The 22,854-nt window shown below is 41.0% G+C and carries 20 protein-coding genes; 12 read left to right on the top strand and 8 right to left on the bottom strand.

Features of this window, described 5'->3' with window-relative positions; all coding sequences use genetic code 11:
- Positions 1-73 precede the first annotated feature (73 nt).
- Entirely contained in the window at positions 74-880 is an 807-nt protein-coding gene (locus H5203_RS09985) for an ion transporter (RefSeq protein WP_182731243.1), read from the bottom strand.
- A gap of 102 nt (positions 881-982) precedes the next feature.
- On the opposite strand from H5203_RS09985, the gene H5203_RS09980 reads away from it, so the two are divergent.
- From H5203_RS09980 to H5203_RS09960, 5 genes are all read left to right on the top strand, one after another.
- Positions 983-1,228 carry a hypothetical protein gene (locus tag H5203_RS09980; protein ID WP_145239155.1) on the top strand — a complete coding sequence of 82 codons (246 nt, stop codon included), beginning with the start codon at positions 983-985 and terminating at the stop codon, positions 1,226-1,228.
- Positions 1,221-1,502, top strand: a complete 282-nt coding sequence (locus H5203_RS09975; protein WP_145239153.1) for a hypothetical protein — start codon at positions 1,221-1,223, stop codon at positions 1,500-1,502. The genes H5203_RS09980 and H5203_RS09975 overlap by 8 nt, the downstream gene beginning before the upstream one ends.
- Positions 1,503-1,682: 180 nt before the next feature.
- A complete protein-coding gene (locus H5203_RS09970) occupies positions 1,683-1,877 on the top strand; it encodes a YwbE family protein (protein WP_145239148.1) in 195 nt (64 codons plus the stop codon).
- Positions 1,874-2,392 (top strand): DUF4240 domain-containing protein, encoded by a 519-nt coding sequence (locus tag H5203_RS09965; RefSeq protein ID WP_145239146.1) that lies wholly within the window; start codon positions 1,874-1,876, stop codon positions 2,390-2,392. The genes H5203_RS09970 and H5203_RS09965 overlap by 4 nt, the downstream gene beginning before the upstream one ends.
- Positions 2,393-2,508: 116 nt before the next feature.
- Positions 2,509-2,973: a hypothetical protein gene (locus tag H5203_RS09960; protein WP_145239144.1), complete on the top strand. Its 465-nt coding sequence runs from the start codon at positions 2,509-2,511 to the stop codon at positions 2,971-2,973.
- A gap of 22 nt (positions 2,974-2,995) precedes the next feature.
- Here the strand turns inward: H5203_RS09960 and H5203_RS09955 are convergent, their stop codons facing one another.
- From H5203_RS09955 to H5203_RS09945, 3 genes are all read right to left on the bottom strand, one after another.
- A complete protein-coding gene (locus H5203_RS09955) occupies positions 2,996-4,258 on the bottom strand; it encodes a Y-family DNA polymerase (protein WP_145239141.1) in 1,263 nt (420 codons plus the stop codon).
- Positions 4,246-4,659, bottom strand: a complete 414-nt coding sequence (locus H5203_RS09950; protein WP_145239137.1) for a LexA family transcriptional regulator — start codon at positions 4,657-4,659, stop codon at positions 4,246-4,248. The genes H5203_RS09955 and H5203_RS09950 overlap by 13 nt, the downstream gene beginning before the upstream one ends.
- Positions 4,660-4,741: 82 nt before the next feature.
- Complete coding sequence (locus tag H5203_RS09945; protein ID WP_145239134.1) at positions 4,742-5,161, bottom strand: MarR family winged helix-turn-helix transcriptional regulator; 420 nt, start codon at positions 5,159-5,161, stop codon at positions 4,742-4,744.
- A 110-nt stretch (positions 5,162-5,271) separates the two neighbouring features.
- On the opposite strand from H5203_RS09945, the gene H5203_RS09940 reads away from it, so the two are divergent.
- Entirely contained in the window at positions 5,272-6,024 is a 753-nt protein-coding gene (locus H5203_RS09940; RefSeq protein ID WP_182759774.1) for a siderophore-interacting protein, read from the top strand.
- 240 nt (positions 6,025-6,264) lie between these two features.
- Here the strand turns inward: H5203_RS09940 and H5203_RS09935 are convergent, their stop codons facing one another.
- The 3 genes from H5203_RS09935 to H5203_RS09925 are packed head-to-tail and all read right to left on the bottom strand — an operon-like array spanning position 6,265 to position 10,168.
- The gene (locus H5203_RS09935; protein WP_182731228.1) at positions 6,265-7,221 is read right to left on the bottom strand and encodes a sugar kinase; all 957 of its coding nucleotides are present in this window, start codon (positions 7,219-7,221) and stop codon (positions 6,265-6,267) included.
- Entirely contained in the window at positions 7,222-8,709 is a 1,488-nt protein-coding gene (locus H5203_RS09930) for a UxaA family hydrolase (protein ID WP_145239125.1), read from the bottom strand.
- Between the two features lies 1 nt (position 8,710).
- Positions 8,711-10,168 (bottom strand): tagaturonate reductase, encoded by a 1,458-nt coding sequence (locus tag H5203_RS09925; RefSeq protein ID WP_145239122.1) that lies wholly within the window; start codon positions 10,166-10,168, stop codon positions 8,711-8,713.
- Positions 10,169-10,353: 185 nt separating this feature from the next.
- Here H5203_RS09925 and H5203_RS09920 point away from each other — a divergent pair, with 185 nt between their 5' ends.
- The 6 genes from H5203_RS09920 (at position 10,354) to H5203_RS09895 (ending at position 16,012) form a co-directional block, all read left to right on the top strand.
- Entirely contained in the window at positions 10,354-11,118 is a 765-nt protein-coding gene (locus tag H5203_RS09920; RefSeq protein WP_182819680.1) for an SDR family oxidoreductase, read from the top strand.
- Between the two features lie 23 nt (positions 11,119-11,141).
- Positions 11,142-11,984 carry a 5-dehydro-4-deoxy-D-glucuronate isomerase gene (kduI, locus tag H5203_RS09915; RefSeq protein WP_182731227.1) on the top strand — a complete coding sequence of 281 codons (843 nt, stop codon included), beginning with the start codon at positions 11,142-11,144 and terminating at the stop codon, positions 11,982-11,984.
- 41 nt (positions 11,985-12,025) lie between these two features.
- Entirely contained in the window at positions 12,026-13,003 is a 978-nt protein-coding gene (locus H5203_RS09910; RefSeq protein ID WP_259401937.1) for a TRAP transporter substrate-binding protein, read from the top strand.
- Positions 13,004-13,012: 9 nt separating this feature from the next.
- Positions 13,013-13,501 (top strand): TRAP transporter small permease, encoded by a 489-nt coding sequence (locus tag H5203_RS09905; RefSeq protein ID WP_145239113.1) that lies wholly within the window; start codon positions 13,013-13,015, stop codon positions 13,499-13,501.
- Positions 13,501-14,802 (top strand): TRAP transporter large permease, encoded by a 1,302-nt coding sequence (locus tag H5203_RS09900; protein WP_145239111.1) that lies wholly within the window; start codon positions 13,501-13,503, stop codon positions 14,800-14,802. Before H5203_RS09905 ends, H5203_RS09900 begins: the two co-directional genes overlap by 1 nt.
- Before the next feature lie 190 nt (positions 14,803-14,992).
- Entirely contained in the window at positions 14,993-16,012 is a 1,020-nt protein-coding gene (locus tag H5203_RS09895) for a LacI family DNA-binding transcriptional regulator (RefSeq protein WP_145239108.1), read from the top strand.
- Positions 16,013-16,619: 607 nt separating this feature from the next.
- On the opposite strand, the gene H5203_RS09890 is transcribed toward H5203_RS09895, so the two are convergent.
- On the bottom strand, positions 16,620-22,790 hold the full coding sequence (locus H5203_RS09890; RefSeq protein ID WP_182819679.1) for a pectinesterase family protein: 6,171 nt from the start codon (positions 22,788-22,790) through the stop codon (positions 16,620-16,622).
- Positions 22,791-22,854: the final 64 nt, after the last annotated feature.

Here is a 22,854-nt window from a genome sequence, read left to right as displayed (position 1 = left end):
ACTACAGAGCAGCTTAATTATAATGGCGTTAGCACCTAAGCCTTTATATCCTTAGGTGCTAGTTTATCAATACTTAGCTTTTGGGTTTTAATAGTGTTTTTAGTTCTGCTATTTGCGCTTTTAACTCATTTATTTGCCCTTGGGTTGCGGGCAATGAATCTACATCGGCTTGCTCTTCGCGGGCATTGCGATGCTCCTCTGACATAACTTCTAAAATAGCGCCTACCATCATGTTTAAAAATACGAAAGCGGTTAAGAATATAAAGGTAAGGTAGTAAATCCAACTTAGCTTATAGACAGCCATGGTTTCGTACATGACGTCGGTCCAATCTTCAAAGGTTGCTATTCTGAACAGAGTTAACATTGAAATTGATACGTCTCCCCATAGGACTGGGTTTATATCAGAAAATAACATGCTACCAGTTGCGGCATAAATATAGAAAATAACAAACATTAATAGTGCAATGTAGCCCATTTGCGGTATGGCTTTTAATAATGAATTAACCAACAAACGCAGTTCTGGCACCATAGAGACTAAACGTAGTACACGGAATATTCGTAATAAACGGGCTATAAAAATGGTCGAACCTGCAGCTGGGTATAAACTGCCAATGACGATTATAAAGTCAAAAATATTCCAGCCTTTGCTAAAAAAGGCTTTTAAGCCTTTACTTGCAACATAGCGGATAATTAGTTCTATTAAGAAAAACACCGTGATGCCAACGTCCATCCAATGTAAAGCAAATTCAACAGTGGGGTGTAACGAATAAGTGTGTGCACCAACAGTGAGCGCTGATACGACAATAACGGCGATAACAAATGATTGAAATAGTTTACTTTTATCGATACGCTGGAACAGCTCTTGTAACTGCGACAACATCATAATTAGCCCTTAACGGTTATAGATATAAAACGTTTGCAATATACAGCAAAATCGTCACGGATGAATTACTTTTCCAGTTTAAAATGTAAGGAATTTTTAATGCTTTTCAATAGGCTAAAATGGGTTGTAAGTGCCTTCGCGGTTCTGTTTTTAACCGCTTGTAGTACTGATGCCCGCTATCACGAAGTTCAAGCTGCTCGCTTAGGCGAATGTAGTCATATGGCAGATAAAGAATACCATCAATGTATAAAGCGCCAAGAAGACGGTTACAAAGAATTTAAACAGCAGCAAGATATAGTCCCAGAGAACGACTTAAGCCAAGAGCACACCACTAAAAATGACTAAAACGCAAAAGCAGCTCGATAAATTATTGCGCGCTACTTTAACTGGCGCATGCGAGCAGATCAAAGATCATCTAACAGACTTTAGTTGGTTAACTCATCATATAGATTTAAAAAAACCAGCTACATCACTTAAAGTCAGATGTTATTTTATTGATGCGCTTGCACTTGAGCAGGCAAAACAAAAGCAACAGCTAGCGTTAGTCGAAAGTATTATAGTAACAGAGCTGGCTGTTATTAACTTAACCCCTCAAGAGGTTCTGTTTTTAGCTGATTAAATTTAAGGAAAATCGATGTGTCTAATGTAATCAATAATCAAAATCCAGACTGATTGTTTATTGCACAAGCAAAGCTCAGGTTAACTATCAGAGCGTGAAAACACAACGATTACGGTGCTTTAGTTTGGTATCAAGATGACATACAGCTATAATCCAACAAAATAGTAAAAGAGATCCATTATGGCAGTTCCTACTCGTTCACAAATCACCCCTGGCACCGAAGTTAATATCGTTTTAAAACAAGATCAGCGTAGCGGCACATTAACGCAAGGTGTTGTTGAGCGCCTTTTGACTAAATCACCCAATCATCCGCATGGTATTAAAGTGCGCTTAGAGGATGGTCAAGTAGGGCGAGTGAAAGAGATTTTGTCATGAGTGCACTTACTTTAAGCGAATTCTGGCAATTAGTTACCGTTGCAGATAGAACCGCAGAGCCAGAATCAGTCAGTGAACGTTTAAAAGGTTTACTTACAGATTTAAGCGATGCACAGCTCATTGAATTTGATAAGCAATTTAGCATTTGTATGCGCCAAAGTTATACTTGGGAGCTATTCGGTGCTGCGTTTGTAATGGCCGGTTGCAATGATGAATACGGTTTCTCAGAATTTCGTTGTTGGTTAATTTCTCGTGGTGAAGCAGCTTTTAATGCTGCGCTTGAAAATGCTGATTCTTTGGCTGATTGCACACCTGTTTATCATTTAAACGAGCAGCCTTATCCTTACTTAGATGAGTATGACTTGATCGCTGGTTTATTATATGAACAGCGTAATGAAGACGAATTACCCTTTGCTCCTTCAGGCCTTGATCAACCCAAAGGTAAGCGCTTTAAAGATAAGCCTAAATTTTTAAAGTTGGCATATCCGCAACTATTTGCTAAATATTGGCAGTAACATAATATTAAAAACCAACCATGATTCAGTATACTGGCTGGTTTTTATTTTAATCACCGTAGCTATGCTATGCTATGCTATGCTGAGTATATAAATCAATAAATGTCAGGTATTTAATGCGCTATCGTAAAGTATTACTGTGTTTAGTGTCGGTTTGTTTAACTACAGTTGTCAGTGCTAAAACTGAGCTGCCAAGTAATAAAAGTCAGTTTATTAATTTATTCAATACTAAGGTTGGTAGTTATCAATTGGTATCAGGTGAGGCTAAAATGTGTGCTGGTGGACAGTTAGCATGGCTTGATGCAAATGAGCCTGATCTTGGCTTTAAGCTCGGTGATGAAATTATTTTTAATAACTTACACCATGGCACACAAACGAATAAAGTCGCTAACTTTTGTTTGGTCACTACTAAGTATAAATACACCACGCAAAGCATTACCATGTCACTACGCCATACTCGCTGTGAAAACGAGACAGATAATTTAGACACGAGCCAAACGCTGCGTTTTATTTCGCCTACAACGCTTGCGTACAGTGTAGAGAGCAGTAATGTTCGTTGTCAGTTTGAACTACAACTTTAAATTTAACGATAATGTGAGTTTTTTATAAATCACAACTTATTTTCGGTAAATGCTGCCAACGCGTTGTGTACTGAGGCGATAAAAATGCACGCTTCATATGCCATGCTTGGCTTTGTTGCTGACTTGCCAGAGTTAGCGTGTCGTAGCCGTATCGCTTATTAATTGAATCTAAACACTCCATTAGTTTTATGTTGTCTTGGCTAGGAGCAAATAGGTCGGGTTGTTGAAACTGTTGTGAACTAAGCTCGAGTGCACCCACACCACATTTATAAAAACGGACGTTGTGTTGATATAGCTGCGTAAATATTTCGCTAATTGCTTTAGCAAATACACGGCTATCTGCGCTAGATACGGGTAACTCATACACTAATGATTTTTTATAGTAATGTGACTCATGGGGCGAGCTTGCCACAAATAGTAACAGGCGTTTAGTTAAGGAGCGTTGCTGACGTAGTTTGCGAGCGACAATAATACTGTGATTGATCAACGCTGTTTTTAATGCAACCGGATCAGTTAAACGTTCACCAAAACTACGGGTCGAAAAAATTTCACGCTTATCTTGGCGTACATCATCCCAATTTAAACACACAATGCCATTTAGCTCATTAACTGTACGCTCAAGCACTACGCTAAATAAACGTTTCATACGTTTTGGTGTTTGTTTGGCTAAATCAAGCGCGCTGTTAATGTTAAGTAGTTTGAGTTTTTTAGCTAAACGTTTGCCAACGCCCCATACATCAGCTACATCCATCGCGGCTAAAATATGTTGTCGTGCTTGTTCGCTATCAATCACTGCAATCCCATTAAAACCGTTGAGCTTTTTAGCAGCATGATTAGCTGCTTTAGCAAGGGTTGGTGTAGGGCCAAAGCCAACTCCAACAGGGAGTTTTGTTTCGCGCCAAACTGTGCGACGAATTAACTGGCCATACTGATGCCAGTCATTAATGAGTGGGGTAAAGCCGTTAAACTGCAAAAATGCTTCATCAATCGAATATACATGTTGGGTGTCGCAAAAACGGCTGATCACATTCATCATTTTATCGCTTAGATCCGCGTACAACTCATAATTAGATGAGCGAATAACCACCTTATGTTTGGCCAGTAAATGTTTAACTTTAAAGTAGGGCTGAAACTTAGGGATATTTAAGCGCCGCGCGATAGGACATATCGCACAAATGCAGCCATCGTTATTGGTTAATACTACAACAGGTTTTGAGCGGATCGCTGGATCAAATACTTTTTCAGCGCTGGCGTAAAACGCCACTGCATCCACTAAGCAATACATTGGCGCAGCTCAGCACTAGAGCGATGTAATCGAATCGAACGAGTAACCACACCTTCTAATTGAAATTCATCACTATCAGTCAGTTGCACTGGGGGATATAAGTCCGATGCAGAGAGTAGCCGTGCATTAGTTTTATCTAATAATTTACAAACAAATAAACCATTTAAGTTAGCTACAATGACATCACCATTTTTAGCTTCTTCGGCGCGATCAACCAATAATAAATCGCCGTCAAAAATACCGACCTCTTGCATTGAGCAGCCGGATGCCACACCAATAAACGTCGCATCGGGGTGTTTGATCAATAGCTGATCCAGTGATAAACCAAGTTCTTTATACTGAGCGGCAGGTGATTCAAACCCGCATACGCCCGCTTCGATATAAATAGGAATAACAAACATAAATAATTAACCAAACACATATGCTGTATAAGTGTACAGTATATGTGTTTTAGTTAACTTATGCCAAGTAATGAAGTTGCGATCACTGCATATTTTTAATCATTTTTTGAGCAGTATCTAAAAAGTCATTGATTTGTTGAGAGTTTAAGTTTTTGCACATTTGCTCATTAACATGCTGTTCGGCGTTTAATAGTTTGTCATAAAGAGCATGACCTTCAGAGGTAAACGATAAGATAAAGCAACGCTTATCGTGCTCACTGGCATCTTTGTCAATCAGCTTTAATGTAATTAGTTCTTTAACTAAGCGTGCAATTTGCGCTTTATCGCGCTGGGTTTGATTCACAATATCGTTAGCAGTGCAGTGAGTTGTCGCTGCAATAATATGTAGGCAACGCACATGCATTGCGTTTAACCCAAGCTCACCTGCATTAATAGCTTCTCGTATGGTAACGCGATAATTTTGCATTAAAGCAAATAATGTATTGGCCAATGAAGAGTTCATAATAAATCCATAATGGTTGACAAAGTCAATTAAATTGCTATAGTTGATTTTATCAACCAATGGGGCGTTGTGCAATTAAACACGTAAATAAACCTTCTGAGGAGATCAAAATGAGTAGAAAAGTACGTCGTGCAACCGTAATAAGCACAACAGCGATAGCCCCGCATTTAAAGCGTCTGGTTGTTGGCTCAGATGAGTTTCATGATTTTCCTGCGGATCAACAAGGTGCGTACGTAAAAGTACTATTACCACATGCTGGACAAGATGAGGTTGAAATTGACCTCAAAGCAGCTGAACCTGCACCTAAGCGCTCATATACAATCAGAGCTATAGATACTATTAACCATACAATTACGCTTGATTTTGTCGTCAATCAGCATCGTGGTATCGCAACTGATTGGGCTAAACAAGCAAAGCCTGGTGATAAACTCGCAATTGCAGGCCCTGGCCCTAAAAAGCTTGATGATTTTAGTCAGTCGCAGTATTTGATGATTGCTGATTTAACCTCAGTTAATGCTATTAACGGGTATTTACAGCAACTACCTGCAACAGCTGATGTTGATGTGATCATTCATGTTGCTGACGCGCAGGATGTTATCGAGCTCGATACAATCAAAGCACACAGCAAACACACTATAAATTGGTTAATTACAATGCAGCCGCAAATAGATGTGGTTGATCAGGCTTCAGTGCTATTGAATCAATATACGCAAAAACCATTGATTTTCATGGCGCTAGAAGCTGCTATTGTGCGCACCATTAAAGATTTAGCGATTGATAAATATGCAATACCGCGTGAGAAGATTGTCTGCTCAGCGTATTGGAAGCAAGGTGTTGATGCAGATGGCAAGCTAACGGTTTAATCACATTATTAGCAGCAAGTAAGGGAATTAGAGTGCATACCCATGAGAGGAAGTTTACTTAAACAAAATAAGCGTCTCACAGCACTTACTTTAGAATAAGTAAACTTAGGTATGCACTCAGGTTCGGTGTCGAGACGTTAAAGAGTCTTAACTAATCGATTTAAGTATTTAACCATTCTAGCGGGCTAAATAAAGCGCTCACTGTATTAGTAGTTTTTGATGTAGAGCAAGAAAAAATAGCTAAGCCTTTATTGTGTGTTTGATTGTCGCAATGTCTATCTCGACAATTGCTCCACGCTTTTGGATCACTTGGGCGGCCAGTAAATTACCCGCTTGTGCACATTGTTTTATAGGTTGCTCTGTTAACCACTGGGCTAAAAAGCCTGCGTTAAATGAGTCACCTGCGGCGGTAGTGTCGATCACTTTTTCTACAGCGACAGTATTAAACAGCTCGACTGAAATTGAATTATCAAGGTGTTTTTTACTGTATTGGCAGCCATCTGCGCCGAGTTTTACAACGACCTCGTGAGCGCCTTGTTGGTGCAAACGCTCGGTACATTGCGCAACATTACTATCTCCCCATAATTGTGCTTCATCGTCAAAGGTCACTAATGCTAAATCGGCTAGTGCGTATGCTTTATTATTGGCAAGGTGGCAGTGCATTTTGCTTGACCATAATGCAGGGCGATAGTTGCTATCATAAATAATTTTTATCCCTTGCTGTTTTAGTAACGCTAAATGGCTGAGTAAAGTATGGCAATCTTGCTCTGCTAAAATTGCTAGCGAGATCCCCGATAAATAAATAGCATCAACTTCGGCAAGGCTGGTTAGTACTTTTTTAAAATCAGTATGTTGCAATAAATATTTAGCGGCTGAGTCGCTACGCCAATACTGAAAAGTACGCTCCCCTGACACATCGTTTTGAATCATATACAAACCCGGTTGTTTGTTATGACTGAGCAGCACATTGTCAGTATTAATATGGTGAGCTTGCCATTTTTCAATTAGTGCACGACTTAGTGGATCAGTGCCCATGGCACTGACGTAATTGACGTTTACTTCATTGCCTGCGAGTTTTTTTAAGTAAATGGCGGTATTCATGCTGTCGCCGCCATAATTTTGTTGCATAGCAGTAAATGGTTGGCCGCTAAGCTCAACCATACATTCGCCAATAATTGCGATGGACTTAGGTGTCATTTATAACGTCACTCCTTTTTTCCAAATAGCGACTTCACGAATGTCGTTTATTTCATTGCAAGTTGGTTGGCCGTTTACGATGTTGACTAGCAGTTCAACAAACTCCCCGTGGACTTGCTCCATTGAGACATCGTTAATTAAAACGCCAGCGTCAAAATCTATCCAGCGTTTTTTCTTATTGGCAAGTTCTGAATTAGTAGCAATTTTTAACGTTGGCACAAATCCACCATAAGGCGTACCGCGGCCAGTGGTAAATAACACCATATGACAACCTGCAGCACCAAGTGCGCTGGTGGCAATAGGGTCGTTACCTGGTGCATCTAATAGATTTAATCCAGGTATTTGCAGGCGTTCACCATAGTGTAAAACCGCTTGTACTTTACTGGTGCCGGCTTTTTGCGTACACCCTAATGATTTATCTTCTAAGGTAGTGATCCCGCCTTTTTTATTACCTGGCGACGGATTTTCATAAATAGGTTGATTATGAGCTTTGTAATAACCTTTAAAGTTATTAACCATGTTAACGAGCTTGTTAAAGGTTTCCTCGTCTTTACAGCGCGACATTAATAAAGTTTCAGCGCCAAACATTTCAGGTACTTCGGTTAATACCGTTGTGCCACCTTGAGCAATTAAATAATCTGAAAAATAACCCAGCATCGGATTCGCCGTGATACCAGACAAACCATCGCTGCCACCACATTCAAGGCCAAACTTTACTTCAGATAAAGTACCCGGTTGACGTTTATCTTGTTTTACTTGGGCATAAATTTGTTCAAGTAGCGCAACGCCTTCTTCAATTTCGTCATCCGCTTGTTGGGTGATCAAAAACTTAATTCGGCCTTCATCGTAATCCCCTAAGCCATCACGAAATGCCGGTAATTGATTATTTTCACAGCCTAAGCCAACGACTAAAGCGCCACCAGCATTTGGATGCAGTGCCATGTTTTGTAGCAGTATCCGTGTTGTGTCTAAATCATCGCCCAGCTGAGAGCAGCCAAACTGGTGAGGAAACGCATAAATGCCATCAATTTCTAATTGTGGATGACGCAGTTTAAACTCTTTGATCATTTGGTTGATCATGCCATTAACACAGCCTACCGTAGGGATCAGCCAGATTTCATTACGAATGCCAATTTCACCGTTTTGTCTACGATAAATATTTACTTCAGGCGAAGGGGTCGCTTCACTTTGCTCAATAAACTCAGGAATATACTGATAATCCAGTTCATCATTGAGGGTGGTTTTAACGCAATGGGTATGCACCCAACCGCCTTTTTGAATATTCTCTAGGGCAAAGCCAATGGGGGCACCGTATTTAATAACATTCTCTTGTTTATTAATATCACGCAGCGCCACTTTATGGCCTTTATCAATGTTCTCATTGACTAAGATCTCTTCGCCATCAACGGGCAATATTTCACCAGCGGTGATATTACGCATTGCAATGGCAACATCATCAGTTGGGTGTAGTTTAATTAATGGTTTCATATTATTGGCCTAACTGGTTAGTAAGCGTAGTAGCTACACCTTCAGTGAGCATATTACGTAGGTGAGCTGTAACGGTGGCAGTTAATTCAGGAAGTTCATTTAAATCACTTTCCCAATGCCATTGTGCCCCTAGTACTTGTTCAACAAGCGTGTTTAAGGATAGGGTGTTGTTATCAAAGTCATGCCACAGGGTATTAAATAGTTCTAGCCATTGTGGTGCATCGCTCAATTCAATTTGCTGCTCATTACGTAGGCCTTTATACATCAAAATTTGCCCTGCAATAGCCAATGCCATCATATTCGGTACGGCGTTATTTGTTTTCACATAGGTGTGCAACTGCGGCAAAATACGGGTCTTAAATTTAGTCATACTGTTGAGTGAAATAGCCAGTAATAAATGGCAAATATACGGATTTCTAAAGCGGTTCAGTACATCATTGGCAAAGCGCTTTAATTCATCTTCAGGTAAATCAAGAGTGGGAATAATTTCAGCAAAGATTAATTGTGTTAGGTATTTTTCAAACAAAGGATCGGCCAGCGCATCGCCCACAGAATCAATGTTCGCCATGTAAGCTAGTGGCACTAAAGCCGTATGAGCACCATTTAAAATACCGACTTTTTGTTGTTTGTAAGGTGAAATATCATCAACAATTTTTATATTTAGATCACTGTCTTGCAAGCATAATAATTCAGCTAGATGCTGCGGTCCTTGAATAACAAACAAGTGAAAGTACTCAGCGGTCACCATAAAGTTATCTAAATAACCTAACGATTCTTGTAGTTGTTGATGCTCATCACGGGGGAAGCCAGTGACAATACGGTCAACTAAGCTTGAGCAAAAGTGGTTAGCTTCATTCAACCAGCTTGAAAACGCCTCAGGTAGTTGCCAAAGTTGGCAGTATTGAAACACGATTTCTTTGAGTTTCTCGCCGTTGTAGTCAATTAACTCACAAGGGATGATCACCATGCCGCTGTCAGCTGAGCCGTTAAAGTGATTAAAGCGATGGAACAACCACTGCGTTAATTTAGCTGGGAATGCTTTAGCGGGAGCGTCATCGAGTTTATCAGTATCAATATATTCAATACCAGCTTCAGTGGTATTTGAAAAAATAATTTTCAGATCCGGATTCTCAGCTAATGCCATATAACGCGGAAAATCCTTATAGACAGGAATTTCTTCATTAATTGAACTAATAATACGGTGATCGGCGACGGTTTCACCTTGCTCGTTTAAGCCACGAATAATAGTGGTATACAAACCATCTTGAACATTAAGTAAAGGAATTGCGTCATAATCAATAGGGCGGATCACCGCAACGCCGGCGTTTAGATCACTTGTTTCATTGAGTTTATCAATTTGCCAATCGATAAATGCACGCAAGAAATTCCCCTCACCGTATTGCATTATTTTTGTTGGGTATTTGTTTTTATTAAAGTTTTTTCTATTCAGTGCTTGCATAATATGAACCTATAAACGTTATATGGGCTGATTGATATTTACATCTTAGCTATATTTGCCACCGGTGGCAAATAATATTTGACAAATTGCCACCGGTAGCGAAGAATGGGTATTAACAAGTTTAGTCAATTCAATTTACATTGAATTAGTAATTACGTAATAAACACTTTATACAGGAATTTAAAATGACAGCCACTTTGTTTGATCTAACTTCAAAAACGGCACTCGTCACCGGTGCAAGCCGCGGACTGGGTCAACAAATTGCACTGGGTTTAGCAGATGCTGGCGCCAAGGTTATTTGCAGTAGTAGTAAAGAGCACGGCTGCCAAGCAACGTGTCAGATGATCAAAGAGCGCGGTGGTGAGGCGTATGATTATGCAGCTGATTTGAGTAATACGGATTCAGTGAATGCCTTAGCAGCTACAGCCTTAGCTAATCATGGCGGTATTGATATTTTGGTGAATGTTGGCGGCACAATATTTCGCAGCCCTGCGGTGGATTACCCGTATGAGCAATGGCAGAACGTGATGAAAGTAAACCTTGATGCCAGTTTTTTATTGGCCCAAGCGGTTGCGCCAAACATGATCAAACAAGGGTTTGGCAAAATAATTAATATTGCCTCAATGCTGTCATACAGTGGCGGTATGACAGTCCCAGCATATACCGCGAGCAAACATGCGGTAGCGGGTCTTACTAAAGCGCTGGCAAACGAATGGGCGCAACACAATATTCAGGTTAATGCTATTGCGCCAGGTTATTTTAGAACCGATAACACCCAAGCATTACAAGATGATGCCGCTCGTAATAGTGAAATTGAAAAGCGTATCCCTGCGGGGCGTTGGGGTGAAGCAGAAGACTTAATTGGTTCAGCCATATTTTTATCATCAACAGCCAGTGACTATGTCAATGGCCATATTCTCGCGGTTGATGGTGGCTGGTTAGCACGATAATTTTTAATTTTAGGTAGCATGTTATGAGCACACAAATAGAGTCACGTTATGCCGTTGGTCCAAATGAAGTTAAAGGCTATGACACCCAACAGTTAAGAGATGAGTTTTTGGTCGACAAACTCATGCAAGAGAACACCATTTATTGGTTATACACCCACTACGAGCGTTTTATGGTGGGCAGTGCGGTGCCAACCAGCGCACCGCTTAGGTTAGAAACGGTAGACAACTTAAAAGCAGCAAACTTTTTAACAGGTAGAGAGCTTGGTGTGATCAATGTTGGCGGCAGCGGCACGGTGACTGCTGATGGAGAAGATTTTCAGCTTGGCTATAAAGATGCCTTGTATTTAGGTAAAGATACCAATGAGGTGCTGTTTAGTAGTCATGACAGTGGCAATCCTGCAAAATTTTATCTTAATTCTGCACCAGCTCACCACAAATATCCAAATAAGTTAGTGACGCGTAATGATGCTAATGTATTGCATTTAGGTGCGCTTGAAACCTCCAATGAGCGCAATATTAATCAGATGCTGATCAATACCGTAGTACAAACATGCCAACTACAAATGGGGCTAACGGAATTAAAACCAGGCAGCGTCTGGAATACCATGCCAGCTCATCAGCATGATCGTCGCAACGAAGTGTATTTTTATTTTGAAGTGCCAGAGCAGCAAGCGGTGTGTCACTTTATGGGCGAGCCGACTGAAACACGCCATATTTGGGTACATAACGAGCAAGCAGTGGTATCGCCACCGTGGTCAATTCACTCCGGTGCTGGCACACAAAACTATAGCTTTATCTGGGGTATGGCAGGTGAAAACCTTGACTACGACGATATGGATAAATATCAACCGAGCGAGCTGAGATAATCAGCTCATTAATGATCATATAGCGATAAGAAGAAATAATAATGAATAGAAATCTTCTCATAAAGATAATGCTGGTTTTTTCGTTATTTTTGCTTAGTAGCTGTAGCGATGATAAAAAAACGCTGCGACTGACCATGGCGCATACACTCGATACTCGCCATGTGGTGCATCAAGCAATGGAATATATGGCTGAACGTTTGGCATTTTATTCAAATGGCACAATGGAAATTGTTATCTATCCAGGTGGTCAGTTGGGGTCTGAACGTGAACTCATTGAGTTGTTACAAATTGGAAGTTTATCAATCACTAAAGTATCGGCAAGCCCGCTGGAAGGCTTTGTACCTGAGATGAAAGTGTTTGGCATTCCGTATTTGTTTCGCGATAGTGAACATTTTTGGCGTGTACTTAAAAGTGACTTAGGCACCGATCTACTTAATAAAGTGAGCACTGCAAGGCTTAAAGGTTTGGGCTATTACGATGCAGGCAGCCGCAGCTTTTACACCACCAATGGCGCGATTAATACCCCAGATGATTTAATAGGTAAAAAAATTCGCGTGTTAAATAGCCCTACAGCAGTAGCAACAGTGCAGGCTTTAGGCGGCGCTGCAGCACCGATTGCATGGGGCGAATTATATGCCGCACTGCAACAAGGTGTAGTTGATGGCGCAGAGAACAATCCGCCAAGCTATTACTTATCTCGTCATTACGAAATCGCTAAATATTATTCGCTGGACGAACATACCTTTGTTCCAGATGTAATTTTAGCAAGCTTAGAAGTTTGGAACTCACTTAACAACGAACAACAACAGTGGTTAACCCAAGCGATGGCCGACTCTGTTGAGTACCAACGTTCATTGTGGCAAAACGCATCTGATGAGGCGCTTAAAGCAGTTATCGCAGAAGGCGTACAAGTGACCTACCCTGACAAACAAGCGTTTCAAGATAAAGTGGCTGATTTTCATGCTTCGTTCGCTGATACAGCGGTTGCAGCTCACATTAAAAAAATAAAAAGCATGTAGGAGCAAACAATGCGACAACTCAACACACACTTAAATCGCATCATAGAGCGATTACTGATTTTGGCCATGATAGCAATTGTAACCGTTGTTTGTTGGCAAGTATTTTCACGATTTATTTTACGTGCACCGAGCTCATACACCGAAGAGTTAGCGCGTTTTATCCTGATTTGGATTGGTGTCTTGGGCGCTTCGTATGCGTATCGTACTAAAGCACATTTAGGACTTGATCTGTTTTATCAAAAAATGATCCCGTCACTTAGGTATAAGTGTTCATTTGTAATCGAAATCTGCGTGCTGATCACAGCATTAAGTATTTTAGTGTATGGCGGCAGCCAATTGATGATGCTGAGCTTTGAATTAAAGCAAACGTCAGCGGCGCTTGAGATCAACATGGGTTATGTGTATATCGTTTTACCGCTGAGCGGGGTGTTGATTGTGATTAATTGCATTGAAAACCTGATCAATTATGCACAGCAAAAATTCACGGAGGAAGCGTAATGGACTTAACAGCAATTGTTTTAATCGTTTGTTTTTTTGTATTGTTATTTATTAATGTACCTATTTCTTTGTGTATTGCGCTATCAACATTAGCAGCGCTATTAATGCACATTGATTTTACGCCTGCCACCACGACCATAGCCCAACAAATGGCCGGTGGCATTGATAGTTTCGCATTATTGGCAATCCCATTTTTTATCTTGTCTGGATTGATAATGGGTCAAGGCGGCATTGCTAAACGGCTGATTGAATGTGCTATGGCGATGATAGGCTTTTTACCCGGCGGCCTGGCACTCGTAAATGTAATGTCGTGCATGTTATTTGGTGCAATATCAGGCTCTGCCGTTGCAGCCACATCGGCGATTGGTAGTTTTATGGTGCCAGAAATGAAAAAACATGGTTACAGTGCCAGTTTTGCTGCGGCGGTTACCGCAAGTGCAGCCACTACGGGCATGTTAATACCACCGAGTAATATTTTAATTATCTATGCCATCGCCAGTGGTGGGGTGTCGATTGCGGCATTATTTATTGCCGGCTACTTACCGGGTATTTTAGTAGGGCTGGCATTGATGATTGTTTGCGCTATTTACTCGATTAAAAACAACTACCCAGTAACAGCAAGACTGCCATTTAACATTGTGATGAAAAAAATACTCGCAGCTTTGCCAAGCTTGTTGCTTATTTTTATTGTTATTGGCGGCATTATTGGCGGTGTATTTACCGCAACTGAAGCCGGCGCTATTGCCGTTATTTATGCTTTAATACTGTCGGTATTTATCTACAAAGAAATCAATATAGCTGAAATGCCTGCTATATTACTAAAAGCTTGTGAAACAACGGCTATTGTAATGCTGATCATTGCCGCGTCTTCGGGCATGTCGTGGTTATTGTCATACACACATATTCCACAGCTGGTCAGTGAGTTCTTTTTAACACTCAGTGATAATCCGATTTTAATCTTGTTGTTAATCAATCTGATTTTAATTTTGGTTGGCGCGTTTATTGATATGACGCCTGCGGTATTGATTTTTACACCGATCTTTTTACCGGTAGCTGAGCAATTTGGTATGTCGCCGATTCAATTTGGGATTATGATTGTATTAAACTTATCAATTGGCTTGGTGTCTCCGCCAGTTGGGAGTGTGCTGTTTGTCAGTTGTGCGGTGGCGAAAACATCGTTACATAAAATAATTAAGCCAATGATGCCGCTGTATGCTGTGATGTTTCTGGTATTGATGTTGGTTACATATGTACCGGCGATCAGTGAAACGTTACCGCGTTTATTTGGTTTAATCGAGTAACTAACCTGAACTTGGGATAATTTATTTGCCAGCGTTTAGGGCAACTTAATCAAACAAATCTGTGATGGAGCTCAACAGCTCCATTTTTCTTTTAAATCAAAGTAGTCAATGTATAACAAGAGCTGACTAACTACTTCTATGGATCTACGGTTAGTGTTAAACTTTGCAATCATCCTAAATAGGAACTTTTATGTCAGTAACGATTAATGATGTAGCTAAGCTGTGTGGTGTTTCAAAGCGCACAGTTTCACGTGTGATCAACCGCTCTCCCGCTGTGGGTGAAGCGACGCGAGAGCGAGTGCTTAAAATTATCAGCGAAGTTGGTTTTTCTCCTGACAAACAAGCACGGGGGCTGGCATCAAGTCGTTCTTACTTATTAGGTTTAATTTATGATAACCCCGATGCATTGTATATTGATCAGGTGCAACGAGGTGCATTAAGCGTCTGCTCTGAACTTGGCTATGAATTGGTTGTTCATCCTAGTTACTCTAAAAGTGCTGAATTTATCGACGATTGCCTGTCATTTATCTCTCGCTCTAAGCTTGATGGCGTGATTATTTTACCGCCAGTATCTGAAAACAAAGAGTTGGCTGCAGCAATTCGTGAAGCAGGTTGTCCTTATGTGCGCTTAGCATCGGTAGATTTAGATGATGCTGATAATATTGTGGTCTCAGACGAACGCGCAGCAATGAAAGAAATGGCCAGCTACTTGGTTGAACTTGGTCATAAAGACATTGGTTTTATTTCTGGACCGCAAGTTTATCGTTCTTCAATCGAACGCTTAGCTGGATTTTTAGCTGAACTGCAACAATGTAATGTGCAACTGCCAGGAAATCGTATTATTGAAGGCAAAAATAGTTACGAAAGTGGTATTGAGTGCGCTATGACATTGTTAAGCACTGAACCAAGACCAACGGCCATTGTTGCTAACAACGACGAAATGGCGGCTGGGGTATTACGGGTTGCCAGTAATTTAAATATCAAAGTACCAGAACAGCTATCAGTAGCAGGTTTTGATGATAATATTTTGGCTTCACGGATCATTCCATCGCTAACGACTATTCGAAGACCGGTACAAAATATGGCATGTTTAGCGGTGCAAAAACTCATTAATAAAAGCCAATCGACACAAAGTGAAAAAATTAAATTAGATGACGTAGTCACTCCTTATTTAGTGAAGCGTGAATCTACTAACAGATGCGCTAAATAGTACCGATTACCCCCCCCCATAATAACCTTTTTGTTACAGACATATAAAGCGCCTAACTGACAGTAGGGCGCTTACTTCTATCCGTAATCCAATATACTTTTTTGATTTAATTCATAAGCTAATTAAATTTGAGGAGCACCTTTGATAAAATAGCATCAAATATCGGTGTTAAACCAAACGGCCGATATGCTGCCTAAAGGATAAAATTCATAGCGCTCGTTTTTAATATCTGGAAGATTTTGAGCGCTGCAAGTTCCTCCAAGTTTGATACTAATCGTATTAAGTTACTGACCATTTATAGCGACAGATAAATACAGTGATAACAAGGCAGGAATTTTGATAGGGTGTTCTCGGCAATTACTCCTGCATTGCTCCACCTCCTGCATCCATACTTGAAAAATTACTAACTCAATTTAAAACGTTTACTTTATGCCCTCGCTCTTTACCCGCAGCGCCTATTAATCTCTTTGTGAATTATTCACTTAAAGATTTTATTGCACAAAGAGAAAGGAATGATATAGATAAAAAAAATACCCTTGCTGTGCGGGCAAGGGTATTGGTAACTATCAAATTGTGTGAAAGCAGCGCTTGGCTGCTCTCATTACAACTATTGGATGGTTATTTCATCCAATGTGATAGTTGCTTCACTTTCCGTTCTGAGAGTGATGAATGAGGTTGCTGTGGCTACCAACCCATCGACGGTGTACGTTTGACCAGGGACGAGCTCTTCAAGTTTTACTGAATAAAACTTTGAAGAGCCGCCATGGATCGAATTAGCGCTACCTGAGGTATTGTTATCTACATATATTTGGAAGCTTTTTGCGGTGTTACCTGCTACAGCCGCGACTTTAAAGCTCACTTGATAGTTGTTACTTAAATCAAGTAGACCCGTTGTGCTTGCATCCGCTGAGGTGGTATTCACCGCAGGGGTGGTATTGGCAATGCTAATACGTGCACCTGTCATGGTTAGTTGCCCAGCGGATACATCGATTGTGCCAGTGACACGATGAAACAGCGGGGTCCCCGTACCCGCTAAACCTGATAGGTCGCGGTAGCTATTACTAAAAAATTCGTCAGCATTTGCTGCGGCAAAATTTTCAGTAAATGGTAAACCAAGCGGCTGTTGCACAGGTGGCTCACTTGGCGCTGCAATGTCTGGGATGTCTAAATCGCTTTGATCTATTTTACCAATACCGGCATGGGCAATAACATGCGCTTTAACGTCCATTACTGGAGTTAACTTATACTCGTAAGGTGCTTGGTATGAGCTGGTGGGTGTCATACCTGTAGCAGTAACCTCTGCTGCCACATCGCCGTCAGCCACATCACCCCAAGTAACGCCTTCACCTAGGTAGTTACCAGAGGTATTCCAATAACCAATTACTTTTGAGTAAAAAGAGACCACAGGATTTTTAGTATGCTCAAAGTAGTTATTCTCAATATGTAGCTCTGCGCCCATTCGTGAGTTAATCGCGCTAGAGGTGATATTGTTATAATAGTTGTTGAATATATGGCCTAGACCAAATCTAAACAACGGAACACGCGATATGATGTTTTCAAAGCGGTTATGGTGAAAGGTAATATGACGATTCTTATTGCTGCTCGAGTCATCATCACTGTGACCATGGAGTGACGTTTTCCAGCTATCGTGAATATAGTTATATGAAATGGTAATGTTTTCAGCACCCGATTTAGAATCGATTAAACCATCATAATAATCTTGATCAACATTTAACGATGAATAGAGTTCGTTATGATCAATCCAGATATTCGCGGTAGGTTTATTTTCATCACCTTCAATCGAAATACCATCTTTACCGCCGGTAAGTACTTCATGGATTTTTAAGTTTTGGATAATGATGTTATTAGCACGACGAATAGCAATGCCGATACCACTTAGCTCACCACGATCTGCCACACCAATGATTGAGATATTATCCATATCTTTAATTTCGATAGAAGAATTATCGCCGCCACTGTTTGCATCAGTAATGACACCGTCGACATAAATAGTCACTGGAACACCTGATGATTTTGCTTGTGCTAAAGCCGATTTAAGCGCTGTGCCATTATCAACGGTCACGACTGTTCCACCTTCGCCACCGGTTAGGTTAAAATTATAACCAGCAAAACCCAGACTATTATTCACCGGTGTAATTGCAATTGGCTCATCTGGCAAGATTGGGATTGCTAGTGGTTCAGGTGTCCAACCTTGGCCATCATTAAAGCTTGCAAAAATAGCATTACGCTCAAGTAAGTTAACCACGTCGCTGTCTTGCATAATGTAACCGCCAACACGGGCACTTAAATCAAGGGCATTACCTGCTAAATCCATGCTGCCATACTCGCGCCAGCCACTGGTAGCCGTTGCAATTTCTGGATTTGGTGCAGGTTGACTGTTAACACCTTGCACAGCCCAACCTGAGGTTGCAATGTGGGTATCAAACTTATTATTGATAAGCGTTATGTTATCGAAATATGTGTCACTGCCACCACTGCGTGCAATATAGGTTGAATTATCTAATACATCATTGCCAATTGGTCCTGGGCCATGAGTAAAACTACTGTTTAAAAAGATAAAGCCAGGATCTGTTTGCACAGGTACGCGTGCTTGTAATACATAGCCTCCAGAGGTGTCTTTCGTTGGGTCATTGTCTTTAGAGTCACCAATGGTGCGAATTTCACTGCTTTCAAATAATGCGGTAACTGGGTAGCCCCAAATAAAGTCAACATTACCAGCAACTAAGCTGTTGTAGAACCAGCTATAACCTTTCAGTAATAGGGTATCTTGTTCGCTAATAAAGCTGGCATTATTAGCCACTAAACGACCATTACTATTAAAGTAAATTGTTTCAGCTTGGTTTGAATCAACCTTGTTACGCAAATGCGTGTTTTTCAATGTTAGGTTGTTGATCACTAACATATCCGCACCTTCAACTAAGAATACACCACGACCGCCACCCGGTGTGCCAGAACCTACAGGCGCACTGCCACCTGAGCCACCATTGAGTGTTTCGAAGTTTTCGTACTGGATAATAGTATTGTCTTGGCTTTGCCCTTGTATAGTTACGTTATTTTTATTACGTAAGAATAGCAGTTCATTATATACGCCATCTTTGACTGAAATGGTGGTTTGCTCATCTTTAGCAAGATTTGCCATTGCAAAGTTAAGTGCACCTTGCACGGTTCTAAAGTCAGCTACACCGTCATCATCAACCAATAGTTGATTGCTTGCCGGCGTTGTCACTTTAGTGGTGAACGTCCATTGGCTATTATCACCGAGGCCAATAAAATCAGTACCGTTGAGTTGTGCGCCTAATACCACATCATCACCAATGACAACACGATAAGTATGGCCATATTCAAGCACATTATTATGCGGTTTAATGGTTAAGGTATTGCCTTCAATTGTGAGCGGGTAGTAGTACACAGAGCGGACTTTATCCTGGCCGGTGTAGCCTATCACATCGACATTTTTACCCACTTTGAGGGTATCAACTAGGGTGTTGTCGTTTTGCTTATAAATACGAACTTCACCTAAACTACCAAAGGTAGGGGCGTTATCAAAAGTAAGCGATAATTGGGTATCAACAAATTGGTTATCGCTAGCAATCGCTGGCATTACTTTAGCTGTTAAATCACCATAGTCAGCAGTTGGCATAACAAAGCCTTCTGCAACAGAGACTTTAATAGTCCGGGTAATACTTGGGTCTGAATCCGATACAAATGTGATCGTTGCATCGCCTGCAGCAATCGGTGTAAGGGTGATCGTATTTGCATCGATTGTAACGCTCACCACTGCTTCATTGCTTGAAGTGACCGTGTAGGTGTCGGCTGTGATACCGTCGTTTTTAATCGCTGTAACGTTGATCAACAATGGATCCATACTGGTACTTGTGTCCCAATTAGGCTCTTTGTAATCAAGGGTTAACTGAATTGGCTTGATGCTAGGGTCGCCCACTTTTACATCATCAATTTCAAACGAACGATTATTCGTAAACACACCAATTAAGCCACGCGCTGTATAGCTGGTATCAGTCGCAGAGCCCATTTTCTCACCATCTAAGTATACGGTAAGTTGATCATCAATCATCTCAAATCGAGTGGTGTACCAAACGCCGTCTTCTGTAGCGCCTTTTTCACCGAGTAAGATTGGTGATTTTGTTTGCACTGGACGCGCAATCGACCCTTCGCTACTAACGGCAACTTCCACTTGCGTACTGCTTGATGAGTTTTGCACATTTAAGCCACCGGCGTACCAATTACCGGCATTTAAATAGCGTGCCATCAAAAAGATCTGCTTATTGGCCGTGGTAGAGTTCTGACGTGGGCGAATTTTCGCTTCAACAAAGTAGTTACCTGTCGAAGGCACGTTTGCCATAGCTTCTTCAGTGGCTAAAATTAGCTCGCCCCCAGCTCCGCCTGCGGTGTATCGCATCATGTTATTACCCATGATATCAAGTACATCAAACTCACCCATTGGGGCTTCAGTGTTATCTGGCTTGGCTAAAATTTGCCAATTATTTAAATCACCATTGGCAAAATCATCACAAAAATACAGTTCAGGTGCATCCGTGCAGCTAAATACAGATGGATCTTTAACATACTCAACTCTGAGGTTATTGATAACCACAGTGCCGCCTGTTTCGGTACGTAACTGTAAAAATGAGTTTTTAGTCGCAAGCTTTCCGGGTACTGTTAAAGTTTGACCAGCAGTAAGCGAGTTGATCAATTCATTATAAAAACGTGAGTCATTACCATGGATTGATTTAGAACTGCTTGATGAGTTGTTATCCACATAAATTTGGAATTTATTATCACCTTCAGGGTCACTTATACTGACAATATCCATCACCACTTGATAAGGACGAGACAAATCCAGCGCTCCACTGGTGGTGGTATCCGTTGCTGCTGTTTCAATACCTGGGGTGGTGTTACCTAATGTGAAACGACCTCCATTGAGTTCTAATCCAGTATCAATCACAGTGACTGAGCCGCCTGTTTTGCTAAACATGGGGATTTCATCGCCGTTTGCATCAATAATTTTTTGATGATCAACAGAGAAAATATCCGCAGTAAGTGCGGTAAAGTCAGTGGTAATTGGTAATTCTACTGTTGGGATCTCACCTTGAACAGGTGGTTCAACAGGTGGCTCAACTGGCGGTTCAACATCTGGCACATCTGTAGCAACTGTTTCAATGGTTAAGTTATCAATGACAATCATTGCCGCTGAATCAGTGCGTATTTGGAAATATGAATTTTTAATCTCAGGATTTAAAATACCACGGGCATCGATATTAGTTAGATCTGGGCCGGTATTTACATCTTCACCTGGAATGTAAGTATAAGAGAACTTTTTACCTGCAGGGGTGTTGGTTTCGTTTATATCTTTACCATAAAACTTTGAAGCACCACCATGCACTGAATTACTTTGACTGGCAGTATTATTATCAACATACAGCGATAATCCACCGGCACTATTATGAGAAATAACATCAAAGCTAATGGTAAACCCTTCGCTTAAATTATAAATCCCCACACCTGAGCTATCAGTCGCTGTTGATTCTTTGCCGGGCAGAGTATTACCGATGGTAATACGGTCGCCTTCAAGAATTAGTTGGCCTGCTACATCGTCAATTTTTGCACTACCGCCACTTTTAAAATATAACGGGCCGCTGCCTTGCTCATCCGATAAGCTTTTATAGCTCGATGAGAAAAATGTTTCAGTGTCAGTATCAAACTCTTCAATTAAGGCTAAACCAGCTTGCTGTGCTAAATCATTGAGTTTAACTAACTCTTCTTGAGCTTGTTGTTCGGAGAACACTAAAATATTGTTTTTAGCATCATCATTACTATCACAAGTAAGCACCAGTGTTGCCAGTGCGCTTGCATCGCTGGTGGCACAAACACTATAGGTATTATTAACCGTATTATGGGAACGAGAGATTATATACTCAGTGGTAGCAGACTCGCCCTCAACTGAGGTCAGTGCAAGTACACGGTTACCGAATAAAAACGAATAATTGCCTGTTACTGTTTCGCTACCATCCACTACTTGGCTGAATGTGCCACTAAGGTTTGCTTCATCAACGGGTGTTAATATCAACTGTGCAATACTTGCCTCACTGCCTTGTACTAATGGGTTATACAATGTTCCGCTAAAATCGGCAGTATTAAATGCTAAAGGTTGGGTGCTGTTGTATTGCTTAAAAATAAAATCAACAAAGTGCACAATCGCTTGATCAGCTGGAATTAAGGTATTATTAGCTGAGCCTGCATCAGCGAGCCACGCATTAACGTTTGCCTCAAACTCATCGCTACTAAAATAGTCCGTAATCGTTTGTCCTTCGGCTAAAGTCATAACGGCTGCTTGTGCTGCTTGCTCGCTGATGGTGATGCCATTGCTAGGATCACCATCAACATCTAGTGACTGTAATAAACGCAAACTATTAATAACAGCAGGATGAAACACGGTATCTGTCGAAAATAAAGCAAGTGGAGTTAATACATTGGCGGCAGAGACCGTAGGGAAGGTAAGTGCACCAATTGAGAAATCGATAGCTTCACCTCTAAAGTAATCGAATTGTCCATTTGCGTTTGTTACACCATTGCTTATTGATGGGCTGTTGTAGGTTAAACCAGCAACAGGGCTGTCAACAAATACCCCTTGCACTGGTGGTAACGGGGCTTCTTTGACATTGATAGAACTATCTTCACCGCAGCCTGCTAAGATCGCGGTGATCAGCAAACACGATGGTATTTTTATTGTATTATTCATGCATCCCTCCAAGGATGAAAGCGCGTCATTAACGCGTTAATTGTGTGTGAAATTAACGTTTTTC

Origin of the sequence: Pseudoalteromonas sp. SG41-1 (genome assembly GCF_014164575.1) — a bacterium.
In the GTDB taxonomy this organism is placed as follows: domain Bacteria; phylum Pseudomonadota; class Gammaproteobacteria; order Enterobacterales; family Alteromonadaceae; genus Pseudoalteromonas; species Pseudoalteromonas rhizosphaerae.
The sequence above is the reverse complement of the archived record's forward strand: the minus strand, read 5'-3'. Positions and strand labels throughout refer to the sequence as shown.

What these genes read in the sequence shown, in the direction of transcription:
- H5203_RS09985 (WP_182731243.1), bottom strand. Translation starts at nt 880, where the DNA reads ATGTTGTCGCAGTTACAAGAGCTGTTCCAGCGTATCGATAAAAGTAAA.
- H5203_RS09910 (WP_259401937.1), top strand. Translation starts at nt 12,026, where the DNA reads ATGAATAGAAATCTTCTCATAAAGATAATGCTGGTTTTTTCGTTATTT.
- H5203_RS09920 (WP_182819680.1), top strand. Translation starts at nt 10,354, where the DNA reads ATGACAGCCACTTTGTTTGATCTAACTTCAAAAACGGCACTCGTCACC.
- H5203_RS09980 (WP_145239155.1), top strand. Translation starts at nt 983, where the DNA reads ATGCTTTTCAATAGGCTAAAATGGGTTGTAAGTGCCTTCGCGGTTCTG.
- kduI (WP_182731227.1), top strand. Translation starts at nt 11,142, where the DNA reads ATGAGCACACAAATAGAGTCACGTTATGCCGTTGGTCCAAATGAAGTT.
- H5203_RS09890 (WP_182819679.1), bottom strand. Translation starts at nt 22,790, where the DNA reads ATGAATAATACAATAAAAATACCATCGTGTTTGCTGATCACCGCGATC.
- H5203_RS09935 (WP_182731228.1), bottom strand. Translation starts at nt 7,221, where the DNA reads ATGACACCTAAGTCCATCGCAATTATTGGCGAATGTATGGTTGAGCTT.
- H5203_RS09930 (WP_145239125.1), bottom strand. Translation starts at nt 8,709, where the DNA reads ATGAAACCATTAATTAAACTACACCCAACTGATGATGTTGCCATTGCA.
- H5203_RS09900 (WP_145239111.1), top strand. Translation starts at nt 13,501, where the DNA reads ATGGACTTAACAGCAATTGTTTTAATCGTTTGTTTTTTTGTATTGTTA.
- H5203_RS09945 (WP_145239134.1), bottom strand. Translation starts at nt 5,161, where the DNA reads ATGAACTCTTCATTGGCCAATACATTATTTGCTTTAATGCAAAATTAT.
- H5203_RS09960 (WP_145239144.1), top strand. Translation starts at nt 2,509, where the DNA reads ATGCGCTATCGTAAAGTATTACTGTGTTTAGTGTCGGTTTGTTTAACT.
- H5203_RS09905 (WP_145239113.1), top strand. Translation starts at nt 13,013, where the DNA reads ATGCGACAACTCAACACACACTTAAATCGCATCATAGAGCGATTACTG.
- H5203_RS09975 (WP_145239153.1), top strand. Translation starts at nt 1,221, where the DNA reads ATGACTAAAACGCAAAAGCAGCTCGATAAATTATTGCGCGCTACTTTA.
- H5203_RS09950 (WP_145239137.1), bottom strand. Translation starts at nt 4,659, where the DNA reads ATGTTTGTTATTCCTATTTATATCGAAGCGGGCGTATGCGGGTTTGAA.
- H5203_RS09965 (WP_145239146.1), top strand. Translation starts at nt 1,874, where the DNA reads ATGAGTGCACTTACTTTAAGCGAATTCTGGCAATTAGTTACCGTTGCA.
- H5203_RS09925 (WP_145239122.1), bottom strand. Translation starts at nt 10,168, where the DNA reads ATGCAAGCACTGAATAGAAAAAACTTTAATAAAAACAAATACCCAACA.
- H5203_RS09955 (WP_145239141.1), bottom strand. Translation starts at nt 4,258, where the DNA reads ATGTATTGCTTAGTGGATGCAGTGGCGTTTTACGCCAGCGCTGAAAAA.
- H5203_RS09940 (WP_182759774.1), top strand. Translation starts at nt 5,272, where the DNA reads ATGAGTAGAAAAGTACGTCGTGCAACCGTAATAAGCACAACAGCGATA.
- H5203_RS09895 (WP_145239108.1), top strand. Translation starts at nt 14,993, where the DNA reads ATGTCAGTAACGATTAATGATGTAGCTAAGCTGTGTGGTGTTTCAAAG.
- H5203_RS09970 (WP_145239148.1), top strand. Translation starts at nt 1,683, where the DNA reads ATGGCAGTTCCTACTCGTTCACAAATCACCCCTGGCACCGAAGTTAAT.